This is a genomic window from Streptomyces sp. NPDC005302, from assembly GCF_040607345.1.
GTDB lineage: Bacteria > Actinomycetota > Actinomycetes > Streptomycetales > Streptomycetaceae > Streptomyces.
This window is the reverse complement of record NZ_JBEXGN010000027.1, coordinates 1-19018: the sequence shown is the minus strand read 5'-3', so window position 1 is coordinate 19018 and position 19018 is coordinate 1. Positions and strand designations below refer to the sequence as shown.

15 protein-coding genes are annotated in these 19018 nt (G+C 66.9%); 10 read left to right on the top strand and 5 right to left on the bottom strand.

The window, feature by feature from the left end; all coding sequences use genetic code 11:
• Positions 1-11 precede the first annotated feature (11 nt).
• The 6 genes from ABZT74_RS30050 (at position 12) to ABZT74_RS30025 (ending at position 9630) form a co-directional block, all read left to right on the top strand.
• Complete coding sequence (locus ABZT74_RS30050) at positions 12-3935, top strand: phage tail tape measure protein (RefSeq protein ID WP_356440005.1); 3924 nt, start codon at positions 12-14, stop codon at positions 3933-3935.
• Positions 3932-7381 carry a hypothetical protein gene (locus ABZT74_RS30045; RefSeq protein ID WP_356440001.1) on the top strand — a complete coding sequence of 1150 codons (3450 nt, stop codon included), beginning with the start codon at positions 3932-3934 and terminating at the stop codon, positions 7379-7381. Before ABZT74_RS30050 ends, ABZT74_RS30045 begins: the two co-directional genes overlap by 4 nt.
• 12 nt (positions 7382-7393) lie before the next feature.
• Positions 7394-7942, top strand: coding sequence for a hypothetical protein (locus tag ABZT74_RS30040; protein ID WP_356439998.1), 549 nt, complete (start codon positions 7394-7396; stop codon positions 7940-7942).
• A gap of 119 nt (positions 7943-8061) precedes the next feature.
• Positions 8062-8949 (top strand): peptidoglycan-binding protein, encoded by an 888-nt coding sequence (locus ABZT74_RS30035; RefSeq protein WP_356439995.1) that lies wholly within the window; start codon positions 8062-8064, stop codon positions 8947-8949.
• A gap of 15 nt (positions 8950-8964) precedes the next feature.
• Positions 8965-9288 carry a hypothetical protein gene (locus ABZT74_RS30030; protein WP_355884475.1) on the top strand — a complete coding sequence of 108 codons (324 nt, stop codon included), beginning with the start codon at positions 8965-8967 and terminating at the stop codon, positions 9286-9288.
• A 33-nt stretch (positions 9289-9321) separates the two neighbouring features.
• On the top strand, positions 9322-9630 hold the full coding sequence (locus ABZT74_RS30025; protein WP_355884473.1) for a hypothetical protein: 309 nt from the start codon (positions 9322-9324) through the stop codon (positions 9628-9630).
• Positions 9631-10516: 886 nt separating this feature from the next.
• Here ABZT74_RS30025 and ABZT74_RS30020 read toward each other — a convergent pair.
• The 3 genes from ABZT74_RS30020 to ABZT74_RS30010 all read right to left on the bottom strand — a co-directional run bounded on the left by ABZT74_RS30020 (position 10517) and on the right by ABZT74_RS30010 (position 13956).
• Entirely contained in the window at positions 10517-11611 is a 1095-nt protein-coding gene (locus ABZT74_RS30020) for a hypothetical protein (protein WP_355884471.1), read from the bottom strand.
• Between the two features lie 76 nt (positions 11612-11687).
• The gene (locus ABZT74_RS30015) at positions 11688-12257 is read right to left on the bottom strand and encodes an HD domain-containing protein (protein WP_355884469.1); all 570 of its coding nucleotides are present in this window, start codon (positions 12255-12257) and stop codon (positions 11688-11690) included.
• 13 nt (positions 12258-12270) lie between these two features.
• A complete protein-coding gene (locus ABZT74_RS30010) occupies positions 12271-13956 on the bottom strand; it encodes an ATP-binding protein (protein ID WP_356439991.1) in 1686 nt (561 codons plus the stop codon).
• A 233-nt stretch (positions 13957-14189) separates the two neighbouring features.
• On the opposite strand from ABZT74_RS30010, the gene ABZT74_RS30005 reads away from it, so the two are divergent.
• Positions 14190-14852 (top strand): HAD family hydrolase, encoded by a 663-nt coding sequence (locus ABZT74_RS30005; protein WP_355884465.1) that lies wholly within the window; start codon positions 14190-14192, stop codon positions 14850-14852.
• Here the strand turns inward: ABZT74_RS30005 and ABZT74_RS30000 are convergent.
• Complete coding sequence (locus ABZT74_RS30000) at positions 14833-16068, bottom strand: helix-turn-helix transcriptional regulator (protein WP_355884463.1); 1236 nt, start codon at positions 16066-16068, stop codon at positions 14833-14835. The two genes, ABZT74_RS30005 and ABZT74_RS30000, sit on opposite strands and share 20 nt — an antisense overlap.
• A 189-nt stretch (positions 16069-16257) precedes the next feature.
• Between ABZT74_RS30000 and ABZT74_RS29995 the strand changes: the two genes are divergently transcribed.
• The 3 genes from ABZT74_RS29995 (at position 16258) to ABZT74_RS29985 (ending at position 17768) form a co-directional block, all read left to right on the top strand.
• Positions 16258-16656, top strand: a complete 399-nt coding sequence (locus tag ABZT74_RS29995) for a hypothetical protein (RefSeq protein WP_356439988.1) — start codon at positions 16258-16260, stop codon at positions 16654-16656.
• A complete protein-coding gene (locus ABZT74_RS29990) occupies positions 16653-17141 on the top strand; it encodes a hypothetical protein (protein ID WP_355884459.1) in 489 nt (162 codons plus the stop codon). Before ABZT74_RS29995 ends, ABZT74_RS29990 begins: the two co-directional genes overlap by 4 nt.
• Before the next feature lie 222 nt (positions 17142-17363).
• Positions 17364-17768, top strand: a complete 405-nt coding sequence (locus ABZT74_RS29985) for a hypothetical protein (protein WP_355884457.1) — start codon at positions 17364-17366, stop codon at positions 17766-17768.
• Positions 17769-18018: 250 nt separating this feature from the next.
• Here ABZT74_RS29985 and ABZT74_RS29980 read toward each other — a convergent pair whose 3' ends face one another.
• The gene (locus ABZT74_RS29980; protein ID WP_355884455.1) at positions 18019-18303 is read right to left on the bottom strand and encodes a helix-turn-helix transcriptional regulator; all 285 of its coding nucleotides are present in this window, start codon (positions 18301-18303) and stop codon (positions 18019-18021) included.
• Positions 18304-19018 lie beyond the last annotated feature (715 nt).

Sequence of the window (19018 nt, the reverse complement as noted above, 5' to 3'; positions counted from 1 at the left end):
TCGTCGTGCGGATGCTGGGCGACATCACCCAGCTCCGCGCCACCATGCGCGAGGCGCGCGCCCAGGTCGACGGCACCGCCGCGGGAATGCGCGCAGCCGGCGCCACGGCGTACGCGGGCATGGCGCGCATGGGCAAGTCCGTCTCCATGATCGGCGTCGGTGTCGGCGTCGCCTCCGTGAAAATGGCGGGCGACTTCGAAGCGCAGACCATGGTTCTCCACACGGCAGCCGGAGAGACCGAACACGGCCTCAAAACCGTGCGCAAGGGAATCCTTGATATCGCGAAGGGGACCGGCACCGACTGGCACAACCTCACCGAGGGCATGTACCAGATCGAAAAGGCCGGTATTCGCGGCGCTGACGGTCTCAAAGTGCTCAAAGCCGCCTCTCAGGGTGCGCGCGAAGAGAACGCTTCGCTGGAATCCGTCACCAATGCGATGACCAGCGTCATGGCCTCGTATCACGTCAAGGCCAACAAGAGCGTTCAGGTCATGAACGCCATGAAAACGGCCGCCGGTGAAGGCAAGATGACGATGGAGCAATTCTCGTCGTCTCTTTCCACTGTGCTGCCGATCGCCTCGGCCAACAAGATTTCCTTCTCGGAAGTCTCCGGCGCCCTGGCGACGCTCACGCAGCACGGTACGAGCGCCCGCGAAGGCACGCAGGAGCTCGCCTCCACCATCCGTAACCTGGCATCACCGAACGCCGTGGCCGTCAAGGAGATGTCCCGCCTGGGTCTCTCCTCGACCGACGTCGCCACCAAGCTGAAGGACGTCGACCAGGGCGGCCGGGGACTCTCCGGCACGTTCGACCTGCTGTCCAAGACGGTGCTGGGAAAGATGGGGAAGTCCGGCACCCTCCTGCTGAGCAGCTTCAACGACACCAAAGCCGCTGAAGCAAAGCTCACCAAGATGACGTCCCTGATGAGCCCGCCGCTGCAGAAGCTGGTCGGCCAGTTCGAAAAGGGAACGCTCACCACGAGCAAGTACTCCAAGGCAATCGGGAAGCTGCCCGCCAGTCAGCAGGTGCTGGGCGCCCAGTTCAAGACGTCATGGCGTGACGCTCACGGCTTCGCGGACGAGCTCAAAAAGGGCGGTCCCGCGGCGCAGACGTACTCCGAAGCCATCAAGAAAATGACCGGTGGTTCCATCGGTCTCAACACTTTGCTGCAGCTCAGCGGTGAAAACACCGAGAAGTATCACGAGCGCGTCGACAAGATTCGCAAGTCCTACGAGCATGCGACGAAGAATGTCGAGGGCTGGGACAAGACGCAGAAGCTCTTCAACGTGCGGCTGGCGAAAGCCAAGCAGTACCTCGAGACGACCGCCATCGTCATCGGCAACAAGTTGATCCCGGTCATTTCGAAGGCGATCGACTTCTTTGAGCGCCACAAGACCGTCGCCAAGGGCCTCGCCACCATCTTCGCCGGCATCCTCATGCTCTCCGTCGTGGCCTTCGCCGCGAAGCTCCTCTCGCCCGCGCTGGGCCTGGCCAAGGTGGGAGTCGCGGGCGTCAAGGCCGGCGCCAGGGTTGTGCAGGGCTTCCGGTCCGCTCAGGTGGCGGGATCAGCCTTCTCCGGAAAGGCAGGCACCTTCGGCGGAGCCCTGCGAAAAATGTGGGACGGCGGCATCCGCGGCGCCAAGGCCTTCGGGCGCGGCATCGCCAGCGCCGGCCGCGGGATGGCCGGGCTGGCTGCGAAGGGCGGCCGCGCCGCGTGGTCGGGGATCGTCACCGGTGCCCAGGGCGCTGGGGGCGCACTGAAGAAGATGTGGTCGGCCAGCGTCCGCGGCGCTGCAGCTGCGGGCCGCGGTGTCGCCACGTTCGGCAAGAGCGTGGGTGGTCTGGCCGCCAAGGGCGGGAAGGCTGCCTGGGCAGGCATGGTCTCCGGCGCCAAGGGCGTCGGCCTGGCAATGAAGGGCGCGGCCATCCAGGCGGCCACCTTCACCCGTGCCATGGCTGCCTCCGCCCTGGCCGGTACGAAGGCTGCTCTGGCTTTCGTGCGACAGAAGATCGCCCTCGTCGCCTCGGCCATCGCGGAGAAGGCGGCCGCGATCGGCCAATGGGCCCTGAACATCGCCATGTCGGCCAACCCGATCATGCTCGTGGTCATCGCGATCGCCCTGCTCGTCGCAGGGCTCATCTACGCGTACAAGCACTCGGCCGCCTTCCGCAACATCGTGAAGGCCGTCGGCGCCGCCGTCATGAGCATGGTCAACACGGTGAAGAAGAAGTGGTCGGCCTTCGTCGACGGCTTCAAGGAGGCGGCGAGCAAAACCCTCTCCGCAGGCAAGACGCTGCTCCACTGGATCACCGGCTGGCCCGGGATGATCGGCCGCGCCCTGCTCAAACTGCCCGGGATTCTGGGCGGCTCGGCCTCAAAATCCTGGCAGCGATTCAAGGTCTCCATGGTGAAGGCCGCGATCGGGATCGTCGACTACGTACGCGGCATCCCCGGGCGGGCCAAGGCAGCGCTCGGCCAGCTGGGAACGCTGCTGTACAACGCCGGCCGGTCGCTGATCATGGGCTTCATCAACGGGATCAAGTCGATGGCGGGCGGGGCCTACGACGCAGCCCACGGCCTCGTATCCAAGATCGGCAACCTGTTCCCGCACTCGCCTGCCAAGGAAGGCCCGTTCTCCGGCCGCGGGTGGACCCTCCACTCCGGCCGGGCACTGATGGACGGACTGGCTCAGGGCATCAAGGTCGGCGCCCCGAACGCCGTCGCAGTGATGCACGGGGCGGCGAAGGCCACCTCGGCGTCGTTCGCGAAGACCCTGGGAATCGCTTCACCTTCCAAGGTCTTCCGCTCGATGGGCGTCTACGTCAACCAGGGCCTGGTCGAGGGCTTGACCGCCAGTACCGCGCGGGTCAAGGCGGCCACCCGGCGCATCGAGACCCTTTTCATCCAGACCCGGAACCGGCTGGCCGACCAGCGGACCAGCAGCAAGACGCGCGGCGGGCGCAACACGAACGCCTGGGTAGCGCAGAAGATGCGCGCGCTCAACAACGTGGCGGAGTACGTGAAGCGCGAGGACTCGATCATGAAGTCCCTCGCGGCGAAGCGGGACTCCACCGCGAAGAAGCTGAAGGACGCGCAGAAGAAGCTCGCTGACCTGCAGAAGAGCTGGACGTCGAAGCGGGACGAGATCGCGTCTTCGATCATGCAGGGCATGTCCGTGGTCACCGAGTCCCCGGACGAAGGCCGGGCGGTCAACTCGTTCGACATCGTCGCCAAGATGCGGGAGCAGTACAAGGCGGCGGCCGACTTCACGAAGAACCTGGCGGCGCTGCGGAAAAAGGGCGTCCGCACCGACCTGATCGACCAGATCGCCTCGGCCGGCGTCGAGGGCGGCGGCGCCACGGCGCGCGCTTACGCGGCCGCGACGTCCGGGCAGGTCAAGGAGATCAACAGTCTCCAGGCCGGGATGAAAGCCAAGGCCAAGGCGACCGGCACGACTGTCGCGGACGCGATGTACAAGTCGGGCATCCAGGCGGCCAAGGGCATGGTCAAGGGCCTGCAGAGCCAAGAGAAATCCATCGCCAAGCAGATGACCAAGATCGCCAAGGCTATGGCCGCGGCTATCAAGCACGCCCTCAAGATCAAGTCCCCAAGCCAGGTGTTCGCGGACATCGGCCAGTTCGTCCCGCAGGGCCTGGCCGTCGGCATCGGCGACGAGGCGCACCGGGCGATCACAGCCGCACGGTCGCTCGCGGCCAGCGTCACCCAGGCCGGGACGCCGCTCTCCCCGGCGGTGAACACGTATCGGGTTCCCGGCACCACCGACCTGGGGAGCCGCGCGGTCATCCACCAGCACGTCCACCTGAAAGTGGAGGGGCACGTCCTCACCGAGCGAAAGCTCGTCGCGCTCGTCCAGGAGGGCATCGCCCAGGTCGGCGCCCGCAACTCCACGACCTATCCGCCCTACAAGAGGTGACCGCAGTGCCCTCGCTGAGCAACCTCCAGGAGCCGTTCAACGGCCCCACCCTCAACACGGTCCTCTGGAACAGCATCAGCGTGGGCGCGGCCAGCCTTGACACCGTGGCCGACATCCTGTCCCTGGCCCAGCCCACCACCTCCGGGGCCACCAACTCGTTCGGGACGACATCCACGTGGGACGCCACCGGGTCCTCGATCTACGCGCAGATTGGGACGGTCCCGACCGGCAACGGCAACACGGCCACGATCTTCAAGCTCCTCGTGGACGCCAACAACAGCATCGCTATGCGCCTGCGCGCCGGAGTCTTCGAGCTCGCACGACAGACCGCCGGCACGACCGTCGTCACCACGCTGCCTGCCTACAACCCGGACACCCACCGGTGGTGGCGACTGCGGGAGCAGGCCGGCAGCTGGTTCGCCGAGGCTGCTGCGGACCCGTTCAACTGGACGGTCCTCGGCTCCACCACGTACGCGTGGTCGGCGACCGCCCTCCAATTCACCTTCCAGACCAGCGCCTCCGCGACCGAGCTCGCCGGGCAGGTCGCCACCATCCAGAACATCAACTCGACCCTCGGCACGCCCTTCAACTTGAACTGGCCGCAGCTCGAGCACGGCTTCGGCGCCCGCTGGAATGTGAACGGCTGCACGTTCCCGCTCGACCGGTACGCCGACATGAGCAAGCGCACTCGTAACGCCACGACCAGCATCGGCCGCGGCAAGCAGTACGAGTTCGACCAGGTCCAAGCCGGCGAGCTGAGCACCCAGCTCGCCAACACCGACGGCCTGTTCGACCCCCAGAACACTGCCGGGGCGTTCTACGGGCACGTCCAGCCATACCAGCCCTACCGGGTGCGCGCCCAGTGGCCGCGGACCCGGAACCTGCTCACCCAGGTCCAGGCATCCGGCGGCGACGTCGGCGGCTACCCGCTCGGCACCATCCCCCAGGGCAGCGCCGGCGTCTCCACGTTCTCCGGAACGGACACCAGCGGCGGCAGCATCGTCTCCAGCGCCACGGCCTGGCAAGGAGGCAGAGCCCTCCAGTTCGCCGTACCGTCCGGCACCGCGGCCGCGACCGGAACCCTGACGGCCGGACTCATCGCCTACACACCGCAGCCGGCGGCGGAGCAGGGCGGCACGTACACCGTGCAGCTCCGCGTACGGAACATCACGCCGGCGACGAGCCTCACCGTCGCGCCCTTCATCTACAGCGTGAGGGCCGACACGACGGGCACGCCGAACGCCGGCAGCTCGGTGGTCCTGACCGGCTCGGCGACGGCCGCCTGGACGACGCTGACGCTCACCGCAACGCTCGGCCAGGACGCCGGATACATCGTCACCGGCGTCCGCGTCGCCGCCACGGCAGCCGCCACCTGCAACATTCAGCTCGACGGCTGGCAGCTCGAGGCAGGGAGCACCGCAACGCCCTGGACTTGCCCCGGGACCGTCTACCCCGTCTTCGGCGGCTTCGTGGAGCGCTACCCGCCCGACTGGGGCGACGACGGCACCGACAGCAGGATCAGCCTCACCGCGGTCGACGCGTTCGCCCTGCTGTCCCAGGACTCCCTCAAAGACCCGCTCACCGAGGAGATCAGCGACCTCGCGCCCCGCTTCCTCTACAAGCTGGACGACCCGGCCGAGGCCACCAGCGCAGCCGACTCGACGGGCAACTACCCGCCCGCGCAGCCCGGCATCAGCAAGTACGGATCCGGCTCCCTCGTTTTCGGGACCGAGGTCACGGCCACCGACCCCGTGGGCGGCGTCTTCACCGGCGCCGAGGGCCCCGTCATGACCCTCAACAATGCGAGCCCCGGCACGAACATCCCCAGCGCGGCCACGTTCCTCAAGCTGACCAGCTCCGGAATCAAGGGGCCTGCGGATCCTGCGCTGTGGACCCGCACCCTCGCCTTCCGGTATACGGGGCCCACCCCGACGCAGTACGCGTTCCTCTGGTCCTCCATGGACGGTCAGCGTGCGTCCGGCGCCCCGTCCGGCTCGCACATCTACGTCGGCATTTTCAGCGACGGCCGGCCCGTCCTGCAGATCCAGGGGCCGAGCGGCGGGGGCGTGGTCAACACGTACTTCGTGGGGAGCAGCGGCAACCCCGTCATCGACGGGAACTGGCACTTCCTCGCCTTCGGCTACAACGAGGCCACCGGCTCCGTGCTCGCCTCCCAGGACGGCGCCTACGGCCTCCTCACCGGCTACACCAGCGCCACGACACCGACGGGGCTCATCGGCGACAGCGTGGGCGCGTTCGTCGACGTGACGGTCGGCAACGGCACCGTCTACGGCTACAAGGGCGACATCGCCTTCGCTGCCGAATACCCCAGCCTCCTCTCCTCCGACCAGGTCACCGGCCTCTACACCGCCTGGAAGGCGGCGTGCGCCGGGGAATCCACCGACGCCCGATACGCGCGGATCCTCCGCTACTCCGGCTACCGCGGCCCTACGAACATCCAGACCGGCCTCACCACCTCCATGGGGCCGGCCAAAATCGACGGCCAAGACCCGGTCACCGCACTGAACGGGGTCGTAGAGACCGAGGCGGGTGAGCATTTCGTGGCCGGGGACGGCCGCCTCACGTTCCGCAGCCGCTCGGCCCGCTACAACGCCGTCGTCCCCCAGATCATCTTCGGGGAGCGCACCGACCTCGGCGAATGCCCCTACGAAGACGTCAAGCCTGACTACGACGCCACGCGGATCGCCAACCGGGCGGAAGTCACCCAGGAGAGCACCGGCCAGGTGTTCTACGCCCAGGACGCCACGAGCATCGGGAACTTCTACTCCCGGCCGCTGACGCGCACGGTGAACTCCACGTCCGGGCTGGAGGTGCAGGACTCCGCGAACTACTTCGTCTCGCGCTACCGCAGCCCCGCACTGCGCATGAGCTCCGTCAAGCTCCACGCCTCGGCGCTCCCAGCGTGGTGGCCGCAGCTCCTGGCCCTCGAGCTCGGCACCCGGGCCCGGCTCGTACGCAGGCCGAACGGGGCCCCGCCCATCCAGTCCGAGATCTTCATCGAGCGGATCGAGTGGAGCTTCGACGCGGACAACGAGGCCTGGGTGACGTTGCAGTGCTCGCCCGCGGACATCACCCCGTACGGCATGTTCGCCGCCTGGCACACCACACTCGCCACGACCGTGAGCTCCGGCGTGACGAGCATCAGCGTCAACGCGTCTGCGGACAACACGAATCCGCTCGCCGCGCAGCTGGCGGTCGGACAGCAGCTCACCCTCGACCCCGGTGGCGTGAACGCCGAGAACGTCACCGTGTCCGCCGTGGGCGCCACCAGCAGCGGCTGGACCACCGCCACGCTCACCCTCACCGGGGCGACGACCAAGGCGCACACAGCCGGGATCACCGTCTGCGAAGTCCTGCCCGCCGGATACACGGACCCGACGACCTGGGACGCGAACAAGTTCGACCAGATCGCGTTCGCCTACTGAGAGGAGGCATCCGTGCCCCGACTCGTCCCCACCATCGCCACCGAGGTCCCCGGCAACTTCCTCACCGCCGCGCTCTGGATGGCGCAGGCTGCAGCCTTCGCCCAGTTCTCCATCGGCTCCGGTGCCAACGGAGTCCCCAGGTTCCGCGGTTACCAGACCAGCGTGCAGTCGCTCTCCGACAACACGTGGACGCCGTTGACCCTGGACACGGAGCAGTTCGACAGCGACAACGGCCACAGCACCTCGACGAACACCAGCCGGTACGTCGTCCAGGTCGCCGGCACCTACTTCGTCGCCGGCAACTCGGCCTTCGCCGCGAACGCCACCGGCAACCGCGCCGTCCGCATCGGAGTCAACGGCTCCCCGATCATCGGCAGCTTCGCGAAGACGCTGGCCTCGACAGCCGCCCACTCCAGCGGCATCGCCACCACCGCCGAAGTCGTCTGTGTGGTCGGCGATTACATCGAAGTCATGGGCCTGCAGTCCTCCGGCGCAGCCCTCAACACCTCATCCGCCACCGACGTCGCCTGCTCGCTGGGCCTCTTCTGGATCGCCGGCTGACCGCCCCACCATGCTCCATCCACAACGCCCGGCCCCTGGCCCGGGCGTTTCCGCACTCTGGAGGCCCTCATGGCATCCGACCCCCACGAGCTCGCCGTCCTGACGGCAGGTGATGCGTAATGCCAGCCCTCTGGATGCCGGGAGCGACCCACCTCGACCTCGGCGACCACGCCCCCTGCGACGGCGGCCCCGCCAAGGCCCTGGCGCACATCACCTGGGACCTCAACGCGACGGCCGCCAAGCCACTGGACCTGGTCCCGTACGAGCGGCTCCGCACCTTCTTCGCCGGTCCCGGACGGGGCAGCGCCTCTCACCTGCTCTGGAACCCCTTCGCCGGCGACGTCACCCAGTTCCTGCCCGCCAACTCCCGCAGCAAGAGCCTCGTCGACACCCCCGGCAGGACCCGCACGAACCGGGCCGGCTCCTGCGTCATCCAGATCGAGGCGCTCTTCTTCCCGTACGCGCGGGTGGCGGGCGTGGTGTACCCGCGGCTCGTGGACACGCCGTGCAAGGGCTGGCCGGAGATCCTCGACTGGGTTCGCAGCTGGGGGGTGCCGGACCGGTGGCCCAACGGCACGCCGGAGAAGGCCGTGCGGGACGAGGAGACCTGGGAGACGGAGGCGGGCTGGTACCCGCACAAGGGCGTCCCCGAAAACGATCACGAGGACCCGCTGAGCTGGCCGGCTTTCACGATCCCGGCCAAGCCGGCCTCGAGCAGCCAGACGTCCGAGCCGTACCCGGGCCACGACTTCTTCATGGCAGGGACCAAGCCCGCCTTGGGCAAGCAGTCGCCGCTCTTCACGCGCATGGGCAAGCGCCTCGTCGCGGTCGGCTGCGGCCGATACAGCGTCGGCCCAGGCCCGAAGCTCGGCCAGGCCGACGTCGACAGCTACGAGGCATGGCAGCGCGCCTACAACACCGCCCACCACAAGGGCTGGAGCGGGACGGCGCTGAAGTGGCCGCCCGGCAAGGAGACCTGGGACGCACTCGACGTCCCGAAGGCCTGACCGAAGGGATCCGCCATGGAACCGACCGACGCACAACTGTGGGCAGCAGCGCTCGCATTCGTCCTGCCGCCGATCATCGCCTTCGTCATCCAGCCCCGCTGGAGCGGCCCCCTCAAGGGAGTCTTCGCCCTCCTGGTCGCCGCCGGTGACGGCCTCGGCACCGCGTACTTCAACCACGCCTTCGACCACAAGAGCGTCGTGACGTGCATGCTCCTCGCCGCCGTGACGATCGGGGCCGCCTACCACCTGCTGTGGAAGCCGAGCGGCATCGCTCCGAGCATCGAGCAGGCGACATCGACGAACGGCGGCCAGGACGGCCCCCCGCTCAAGAGGATCTGACCTGCTCCCTGATCACCAAGGGGAGGTCGCCACGTGGACGCTGCGCTGATCACCGCCATCGCGGCCCTCGTGGCCGCGCCCGTAACCGCTGCAGGCGCCCTGTTCGGAACACGGGGCGCCACCCGGGCTGCGAGGGAAGGGCAAGCCTTGACGGGCTACGACAACCTCACCCAGCGGCTCGCGGCCGAGCGGGACAAGGCCGAGCGGGACGAACAGGCAGCAGAAGCGCGAGCGGCGGCGGCCGACACACGGGCCGCCGCCGCAGACCTCCGGACCGCAGCACTCGAATCCGAGATCGCGCGCCTGCAAGCGCTCGTCACGCAGCTCGGAGGTACACCGTGACGCGAGCCCAGGGCGCCCTCGTCCGGGCCCGCCACCTCCTGTGGATCGTCACCGCGCTCCTGGCCCTCGGCGGCGGCCTCGCCTTGGCGTTCATCCTCATTGGCCGGGAGTCGACCCGCGCCGACTCCCTCGCTCACGAGGCGGAGCTCCGGGGCACCGCGGTCAGTACTCTCGCCGGCGACGTCCGCGCGCTGCGCCAGCAGGTCAAGCAGACCGGACGGACCCCGGTAGCGCCAGACCCGACGAAGGCGATCGACGACCTGCCGGCACGGGCCCAAGTGCCCGTGCCGGTCCCGGGACCTGACGGGAAGCAGGGGGCCCGCGGCCCAACGGGGCGCCCCGGTAAGTCGGGAGCTCCCGGGCAGGGAGGAGTGAACGGGACGAACGGCAACGACTCCACGGTCTCGGGCCCCAGCGGCCCAGCTGGCCCGCCCGGTCCAGCTGGCCCTGCAGGACCCGCTGGAGCGCCAGGGCAGGACGCTACGGGCGCCCCAGGGAGGGACGGTACGGACGGACGGAATGGGACGGACGGCCAGACCTGCCCATCCGGCTACACGCTCGCCACGCCCTCGTACGACCCGGATGCCCTGGTCTGCCGGAAAGACGGAGCGCCGGGGCCGGCCGACACGGGACAGCCGGCACCTCAGACTGCAGCCCTGGACCCTCGACGCCGGTATCTCTTCGCATGAAACCGGGGCGCCCACTTACAAGCGGAAGCGTGCCGCCGGCCTCCGGTCTGCGAATGCAGGACGTCCCGCTCTGGGAGTGAATCAGAGAGAATGACATCAGCTCAACCAGTCATCTGTGAAGCCGATGCTGTCGAGCGAAGTGGCCCCCTCCCAGACTGGGAGGGGGCCATCTGGCATGTCCAGCGACTCACCGGGCTCTACGGCGCGCCTTCGCCTGCCGAGGCTGGTGGAGGCTCCTGTTGTCCAGCAGCCTCGGCGGGGCCGGCAAGAGCCGCTTTGGTCGACTCGAAGAGCCCGCGCGGGGTGATCCCAAGGTTCTTACCCCAGACTGCTGCTGGACCGAGCAAAAGGACCACGGCTCCAGGTACAGCCGCAGATACAGGCACACCTAGGCTCACCGCGCTGGCGAGCGCTACGGCTGCGAAAGCGCTGCTGCCCACGACGAGCCATGCGTCGTGGGAATCGGCTGCCGCCGGCGTAGTGACGTCAGCGGCCTCGCCGTCTTCGATGTCCAGGAGACGCAGCCAGCGGCCGTGAACGATCCGTCCGATGAGCGTCGCAAGATCGGCAATGGTTGCGCCAGTATGGTCGGCGCCGTCCTTGAAGAAAGCTCCAGCATGGTCGAATAGACGCTTCTGAACCGCCAGAACATGACTCTCGATCTCGCGGCGCCTATCCGGCGAAGAGAAGTGCGGGCTCGTTGCTGCGAACTCGCAGAGTCTCTGACAGATTCCTCTCATTTGATCTTCGACCGCCAGGCTATTTATCTCCCTGGACTCACCCTTTCCCAGGTAGTTGACCAGCTCGACGGCGGCTGTTAGTGAGCCGTGATCGCCGTTCGCTTTTTTCCAGGCCTGGAACTTTCTCGCGATCGTCACCGTAGTGAGCATGATTGTCGCGAATGCCACAAAACCCCCGACAGAAACGACAAGGGCTGACTCTGGGGCGCTCGGGAGAGGGGGATTGACGATGGCGAACGGGATGCCCGGGATAAGGATGGGTATGAAAAAGGTCAGCAGGAACGTTGACTCCTCGCGCGCCTGAAGTGATCGCTCGCTGGTCATCGCCATGTCCAGAGCAGTCTCCAGGTCGTGTTGAGGCACTCCCAGGTCTGCGCCATGGTGAGTAGTCACTTCGAACGCGGACCGTGCCTCGTCTGTTGCCCGCAGGGTCTGCAAGTGCCGCTTCCCCGGGGAGATCGTCCGCCACTGGCGCCTTCTTCCAATCCACCTAACCCAACGGAATGCCGCCAGCTCCAGCAGGATGACGGCAATCGTGAAGTTGAGAACCAACGAAGCGATCAACTGAAAGTGCATTGGCCCCCCAGGCTCATGGCGAGATCGTTTCGGCATACAATGTCTCGCCAATTCAACGCTGTTGCTCGCCCAGCGCGGTGCGCAGCCAGTCCAGGGATCCAGTGGCCAGGACGGCGTCCGCCAGCTCCTGGCCGGCCTTCGTCTTGATGCGTGCGCGGCTGTTGTCGATCCACGGCTGGGCATTCTCGTAGCCCTGCGACTTGTACTCGATGCCCTGGATCATGCACTCGAACTTGTCGGCGTCCGACGCGCAGAGGGCCTCCGGCGTCTCCTTAGCCTCGTACTCGGCGAATACGTCCCGGATCGCTGAGGCCAGGACGTCGGGCATCCCCGCGACCTGGTCCGCCGTGACCGCCTCCGGATCGGCCTGCGGCGCATACCGGCGGCCGAGGTAGTTGACGCCGCTGGTGCGGGTTTCCTGGGTGTCGTGCCAGGTGGCGAGGACCGCTGCGCGGGCAGGGCCCGCGCCATCGAGCGTGGCGATGATCGCGGTGCGCCAGGAGTGCTCGGCCACGGACTCGAGGTCCCGGACGCCGGCCATCCACCAGCCGGTGCGCGCGGTCGCCTTCAAGGTCCCCGCCTCGTACAGGAATCGGGCCACGGAGCTCATGTCGTCTGCCACGGTCGGGCTCCTCCTACGCCTCAGCAGGCTTGAGGTAGCTGCGGAGGCCTCCACAGAATGCTCGAAGTTCCGCAGACGGCTGAAGGTGCCGGCCGTCTGCGAACACGCGCGTCAGCCAAGCAGCCTTCTTGCCGCGCGGCACCTCTGGCACCCAGGACTCGAGTTCGCCGACTGGAACGAGGAAAAGGCCCACAGTCGCGAAGTAGGCGATGAGGCGCAACACCGCGTTGTATGCATCGCCCTCGAATGCCCGCGTTCCGGACTTTTTGATGGCCTTCCAGCCATTGGCGGCCTTCAGCACCTCAGTGATCTGATCGATCTGATGGCGCGTAAGCACCTCGCTACCTTTCGGCTCTTTAATGACCTCGCCGATTTGCTTCTTGATTTCACGCGCGATCGTCGTGATCGATGTTGAAGATGCCTCACGCTGCACGATGGCGACATCCTTCTCCACCTTGGTCCACTCCCCTCCAAGATGGTCCAGGGCTTTCTTGATGAGGCCGTTATCGTTCAAGAAGTCCAGGTCTGCCACAGCGGCAGTTGGGACACCGCATATTCGCAGCTTGTGCACGGCATCAGTGAGGCGGGCTTTGCCGTTGACATGCAGGAACACCAAGTTATCGTGAGGCGCATCGCTTTTGTTCACGTCGGCGGTAGCCGCATAGAACTGACAATCACCTTCCGCTTCACACAGGATCACACCGTCATGGAAGACGCCGGAGATGATGTTGGAGTAGCGGAGGAGGGGGGTGTCCAAGACTTCGCGCACAGCCGGAGCCGCGAGAGCGCTTGCGGACGGCGTATCGCCAGCGCGGGAGATGCGGACTAGCGCGAGGTCTCGAGGAGCGGCAAGCACCGCCGAGGCAGCGCTCCCCTCCAATGCCCCATTGAGGAAGTCTGCGCTGTGCGTGGAAACAAACACCTGGCAACCTGCTGGCGCGTACTGCGTGAGATAGCGAGCCAGGAGACGCACTTGCGGAGGGTGCAAGAAGGCTTCAGGCTCGTCGATTGCGATTACCGGGGCCGGTCGCACGAGCGTCCACAGTAGAAGATTAACAAATGCTCTCATGCCGTCCCCCTGGGCGTTCAATCGGGGAAGCTCCGCAAAGGCCCGCCGAAGCTCCGGGGAGGGCGGCGGTGCCGTCTCTTCCATTCCCAACGGCCCGATTTGAAGGTGGATTTCCGGGACGTACCTATTGATCACAATGGGAGCACCAAAGGCATTATTGAACATATCAGAAAAGCGCAGCAACTCTTCAGGTGATTCCCAAAGGACCTGGCTCGGATGGCTGGCCGGCCTTTTCCAGTCCCATTGATGAGAATCGGTCTGATTACCGAGCCTTTGATCCGTCCACTGCTTACTGCAAAGAAAGTGGTTAATGGAAAAAAGCAGGCCACTCTCCCAGCTCCCCATGGCGCTGCCAATAGCTACTCCATGCTCACCCCCTTCTGCTCGATCTGGCAGATAATCTATGCCGGTTTCGAGGTTGTGCACAGACTCGATCCCACGCGTGGCTAGCCAGTCAGCAAACTCCTGGCCCGTACCTTCCCGCTGCAATTCGACATTCGTAACCCAACGACCGCTCCTTTCACCGGGATGATTCTCAATGAAACTAGTCAATTCGCGCAGGAGTACAGACTTTCCGGAATTATTAGGGCCAGTGAACACCGTCATTCCGCCCATCGGCGGCTCGACCACGGTCCCGTCTGCAAGGTGGATCTTTCGGATACCGAACGAGAACAAGGTCCCCCCAGGACGTCAGCGGCTCGAGAGCTCACCATCCAACCTCGCACTTCGACCGCGCGGGCAGCTTTTACAGAGATCACCCGTCTCTCATGGTGGGCTCGGCTCATGGGCGTCGCCTATCGGACGGCTCCTCGGGTTGCGCCTACCGGCGAGGGCGCCGCCGGACTGCTCGGTAGGCTGCTCGCATGATTCGGGCAGTGGTCTTTGACGTCGGTGAGTGCCTGGTGGACGAGACGCGGGAGTACGGCACGTGGGCTGACTGGCTCGGCGTCCCGCGTCACACCTTCGCCGCCATGTTCGGCGCGGTGATTGCGCAGGGCCGCGACTACCGAGAGACCTTCAAGGCCTTCCAACCGGGCTTCGATCTCTACGCCGAGCGTGAGCTGCGTGCACAGGCAGGCAGGCCGGAGCATTTCGGTGAGGATGACCTGTACCCGGACGTCCGGCCGGCGCTCGCGCGCCTGCGGTCCGATGGACTGTGGCTGGGGATCGCCGGGAACCAGACCGTGCGCGCCGGCGGCATCCTCCGAGAGCTGTTCACCGACGACGTGGACCTGATCGGCACCTCGGACGACTGGGGCGCCTCGAAGCCCGACATTGAATTTTTCGACCGAGTCGCCGAGGCCGTGCCATTCGACGTCGAGGAAATCCTTTACGTCGGGGACCGTGTCGACAACGATTTGAGGCCGGCCGTCGCTGCGGGCATGCCTACCGCCTTGGTGCGACGGGGACCCTGGGCGACCATTCAGTGGGACGAGGACGAAGCCAAAGAGCTCCCCACGTTCCGGGTGGAGAGCCTCCTCGAGCTGTCGGGCCTGATCGCCGACTTCAACGGGTCAGGGCGCTGACGGTGGTGGTCCAGCCGTAGAGGCGATCGTCCAGTTCGCGCACGCACTGGTCGTGCTGGTGCGGCGCCAGAGCGCGCCGTACCTCGCGGACCCGGTCCATGCCCATCGCGTACCAGGTCTCTTCGAGCTGGTCGAGGGCGCTCAGCGCGTGCTGGCACGCCTCCTCCGGGTGGCCGGCGGCCGCTTCGACTGCTGCCAGGTCACCCAGGATCACGGTGCGCTGCTTCTCCCCGGACTTGAGGGCCTCAAGGACGGCGAGCAGCGTCTCCCTGGCCTGGGGTAGGTGACCGGCGGTCAGCTGAGTGTGGCCCTTGAACCCGGCGAGCCTGACGGGCGTGAACCAGTCGAACCAGTCCGGCGTCGGCGCGCTGTGGGGCGTGACTGCAGCCAGAAGGTCCTCGGCGTGGCTGATGAGGTTGAGCGCGGTCCGGGTATTGCCGCAGCGGGTCTCACACTCGGCCTCGACAGCGTCCAGCCAGGCGAGGAGCTCCGCCGACGCGCTCCCGCGCCGCGCGTATGTCCTGGCAGCGGACAGCCGCTCGACGGCGTCCTCCCGGCGGCCGTCCCAGGCTGGGATGAACGCCATATGGGCGAGGACGGCGGCGCCCAGCAGCGGATCGTCGGCTTCGCCCGCTGCCTGCAGTGCGCGCAGCAGGGTCTGTTGGGCGGTCTCTGCGGTCCGCAGGTCGAAGAACTCGACCCTTCCCGCCAGAAGGTAGGTCTCGGCGAGAGCGGCAGCGAGTGTGCGCCGGGTCTGGCCTGCGGATTCCAGGAGCAGGGCGCAGCCCAGAGCGGAGTGGGCTGCTGCTGCCGGGTGAAGGGTGGCCGGGGCGACGGTCCAGTAGAGGCGGCGGTGGGCTTGGGTGATGGCCGCGAAGTCGTTGGCAGCGCTGGCGGGCTGCAGAGGGGCAGTCGCTTGGCGGGGTACAGCAGCGAGACCCGCAGCGGCTGAGCCGCTCACGGCGAGAGGGGAGCGACGGCGTCCGGGGACAACGCCGTTGGGCGGGGTGAATCCGAGGGCCCCCAGATCTTGGCCCAGGACGCGGGAGAGGGCCTCGCCGATTTCGGCTTGAGGCCAGGGCGGGGTGCTCGACTCCCAGCGCCGGACTTGCCGCACGGCTACGCCGAGCTCGTCGGCCAACTTCTGTTGAGAGCCGTATCCGGCGGTGATGCGTGCCGACTTGAGCTTGTTGTTACCCGCGGGGGGCGTGACCACGGCGTCTCCTCCCAAGCACGTTGGACGTCAAGGCGAGTCCTCTATGAGGCTAGCAATCCCACTGCTGAGTCGCTAGAAGTCCTCTTTCGTGCGGCAGAAAGTCCTCTCCAAGACCTCGAATCGCAACCAATTGAGGACCAAGCTGTATCCACTGTCACCCAACGTAGCGGCGCGGCCTAGGAGTTCCTCATGCTCGGTACCCAACGACCCTTACCCAAGCCGGCCGTGTGCACTGTGCAACCGTCCGGGCTGACCTGGGACGCGATCGTCGTTCCGCGACCTCTCGGCCTTGGTGCTGTCGCCATCCTCGGCCCGCGATGCGGCGCTGTGGTCGACGACCTCAGCAACCTGACGTGGTTCGTTGCTCATGGCGCGGCAGACGGCTGGCCCCTCCAGCAGGCGACGATCCTGGCCGAAACCCGCCACACCGTCGCCATCCCGCCCGTCCGGCTCACCCGCGGCCCGGGCCCCCACTGGTCGGTCTGCCCGGGCGACGGCGACTGGCTCACCGACGTGCGCGCCCTACAGGCAGCTCTCGAAGACTGCTTCCGCGCTGGCGCCCACTTGACGAGCAGAGGTGCCGCATGACCGCCTGCCCCGATCACCGCATCGCGCAGTGGCTGGCCCGCTCAGCCAGGGTTCCCGCGGAGGCCGACCGGGAGTGGAGGGAACAGGGCGTGGCGCTTCTGACGATGGGTGACCGCCTGCAGGCCGTGCGCCTCAGCCCGGGTCTGGTCCACGCCGTCGTTGGCAACGACGATCCTGATCAGGTCGCAGCGTCGCTCACTGAGATCGTCGGCGGGCCCATCATCCGCGACCGCCCCGGATTGGCCGGCAGCCTCTACTACGCCCTCATCAGTGGGCACGCCGGCGTGGTGTGGGATTACGCACGGGAGGCTCCGGTCATCGGCCAGGGCATATACCTGGGCATTCCAGCTCCCCACCGGCGCAAGCCGCCTGGCCCTTACTGGCTGATCCCGCCCCGCTATGACGGCGACGTCTGCCGTCCGGAGTCCGTCCGGCAACTGGTGGCCAGAGGGCTGGAGATTATGGCCCCGGTGAAGCGGGCGTGACCCTCTACGAGCCCTCTCCCCAAGCTCTGGCCAGGGACGTCGAGCGCCTCTATCAGGCATATCTGGGCCACGCGTCTACGTGCCAGGAGTGTCTCGGCTGGGAGGACTGCGATGGCGGCAGCAGGATGCAGCGGGCACTGCGGGCGGCTCGGGTCGCAACCGCCCCGGGAGCCTCGCAACGCACCTAGACTGACGGCGCCGCCCTGAAAGGAATAATCACAAATGCGCCCTGATCCCCTCCGCGACTACCTCGTTGACCTGGCCAAAAACGCTGCGGGAGTGCAGCAGGTACGGACTCTGGCCGAGGCAGGCGACACCAAGCATCCGTGCGGGCTGGCTATCAACGCGGGCGGTCGGGAGCAGCGGTGGCAGATCATGGGGCAGCTCGCAGATGGTGAGAAGCACGACACTCCGACGGCGGAGATCGAGGGCCAGCCGGCCGCTTTCACGCCAGCAGCCGTGACCGATTCGCCTGACGCGTGGCTTGCCAGCGTCCTGGGGGCGGCGGAGTCTCCTCATATCGAGCGGCTGGACGTCTGGTCCGCTCGCCCCGAGGCCAAGCCGGACTACTTCGGCATCACCGTCTACTACTACAACGGCTCCAAGAGTTTCGTCCGAGCGATCTAGTTCTCCCCGCTGGCCGCACCTCAGCAAGGCGGCGGAGCGCACCACACCGTCAGATTCCCCAACTCAGGGAGTGATGATCATGTGTGTACGTCGAGGTCAGCGATTCGAACCCGGAACCTGCAACGCCTGCTGCACGGTGTGCGGCGCCTACGGAGGTGCTCAAGCCGGTCAGCCGATGGCCCCGCACCAGCCGCAGGGCAGCCGCGAGATGTGCCCGGGCAGCGGACAGCCCACCCAGTAGCGGCGCGATCTAGCGGGCGGGCCGCTCGTCACTGCGGGCGGCCCGCATGTCCAGCTCCAGAGAGCTGGCCACAAGGCCGGACAGTGAGATCTCCAGCGCGTCCGCGATGAGGATCAGCATGGACAGCGCAGGGTCACGCTGAGCCGTCTCGTACCGGTGGATCGTCCGGCGGTCGACGGCGATGAGGTGGGCGAGCTGCTCCTGAGTGAGCTCGCGGTGGCGTCGGGCCGTACGGATGCGTTCGCCGATCGCGCGGCGGCGTAAGGCGACCCAGTCGCTGCTCTGCTCAGGCACCCATCAAACGTGAAGGGATAAAGATCTTGTGTCAGTGCCCAACTGGGCACTTTTCACCGAGTCGTCGAGATGCTTGAATGTTGAATGCAATCCGGTCGCCCAGACTTGACCCTATGCAGGCAGCCTGGCCGACTCGGCGAGACTCCCGAGCAGCCTCCCCGCCCCCAGGGGCTGGGACGACGCACCGCTTCTGTCGCGCCGCATATGCCACGCGACAACAGGGAGAGAGCATATTTCGAACGCGTGTTCACCTGAACGGGTGACGCCCTGTCGGATGACCCGAGCAGGGGCCACGCGTTAGTCACGATGGCTTCAGAATGCGGTTTCTGGCCGCCCTGGATGCCCGCTGGCGAATTGTTGGGAAGCGAGTCGGCCGGCGGGACACAGACCCCCCTGCGCCCACGACTGGCGCAGGGGGGTCGCTCGATCTTCCCACCGTCCCGGTTCACCGGATGCGCGATTCCCGGACTTCCCCGAGGGGGCCCTGAGGGAGTTCCCTTCGCCGAGGGAGGCCTGAGGGGGGTGCGTTGCGTAAGACCACGAAATCCCGAGAAAGACAGAGAAAGGAACTAGTGGCCAGGTCAAGACATGATCATCTATGCGACGCAGTTCCCGTGGCATCCGGGGTGGAGTACCCGACGTACCCGGCTCCGGCGGCCTGACCCCGCCGGCGGGACCGCGGTTCGCCGTCCGGGCAGACGGGACGGCGAACCGC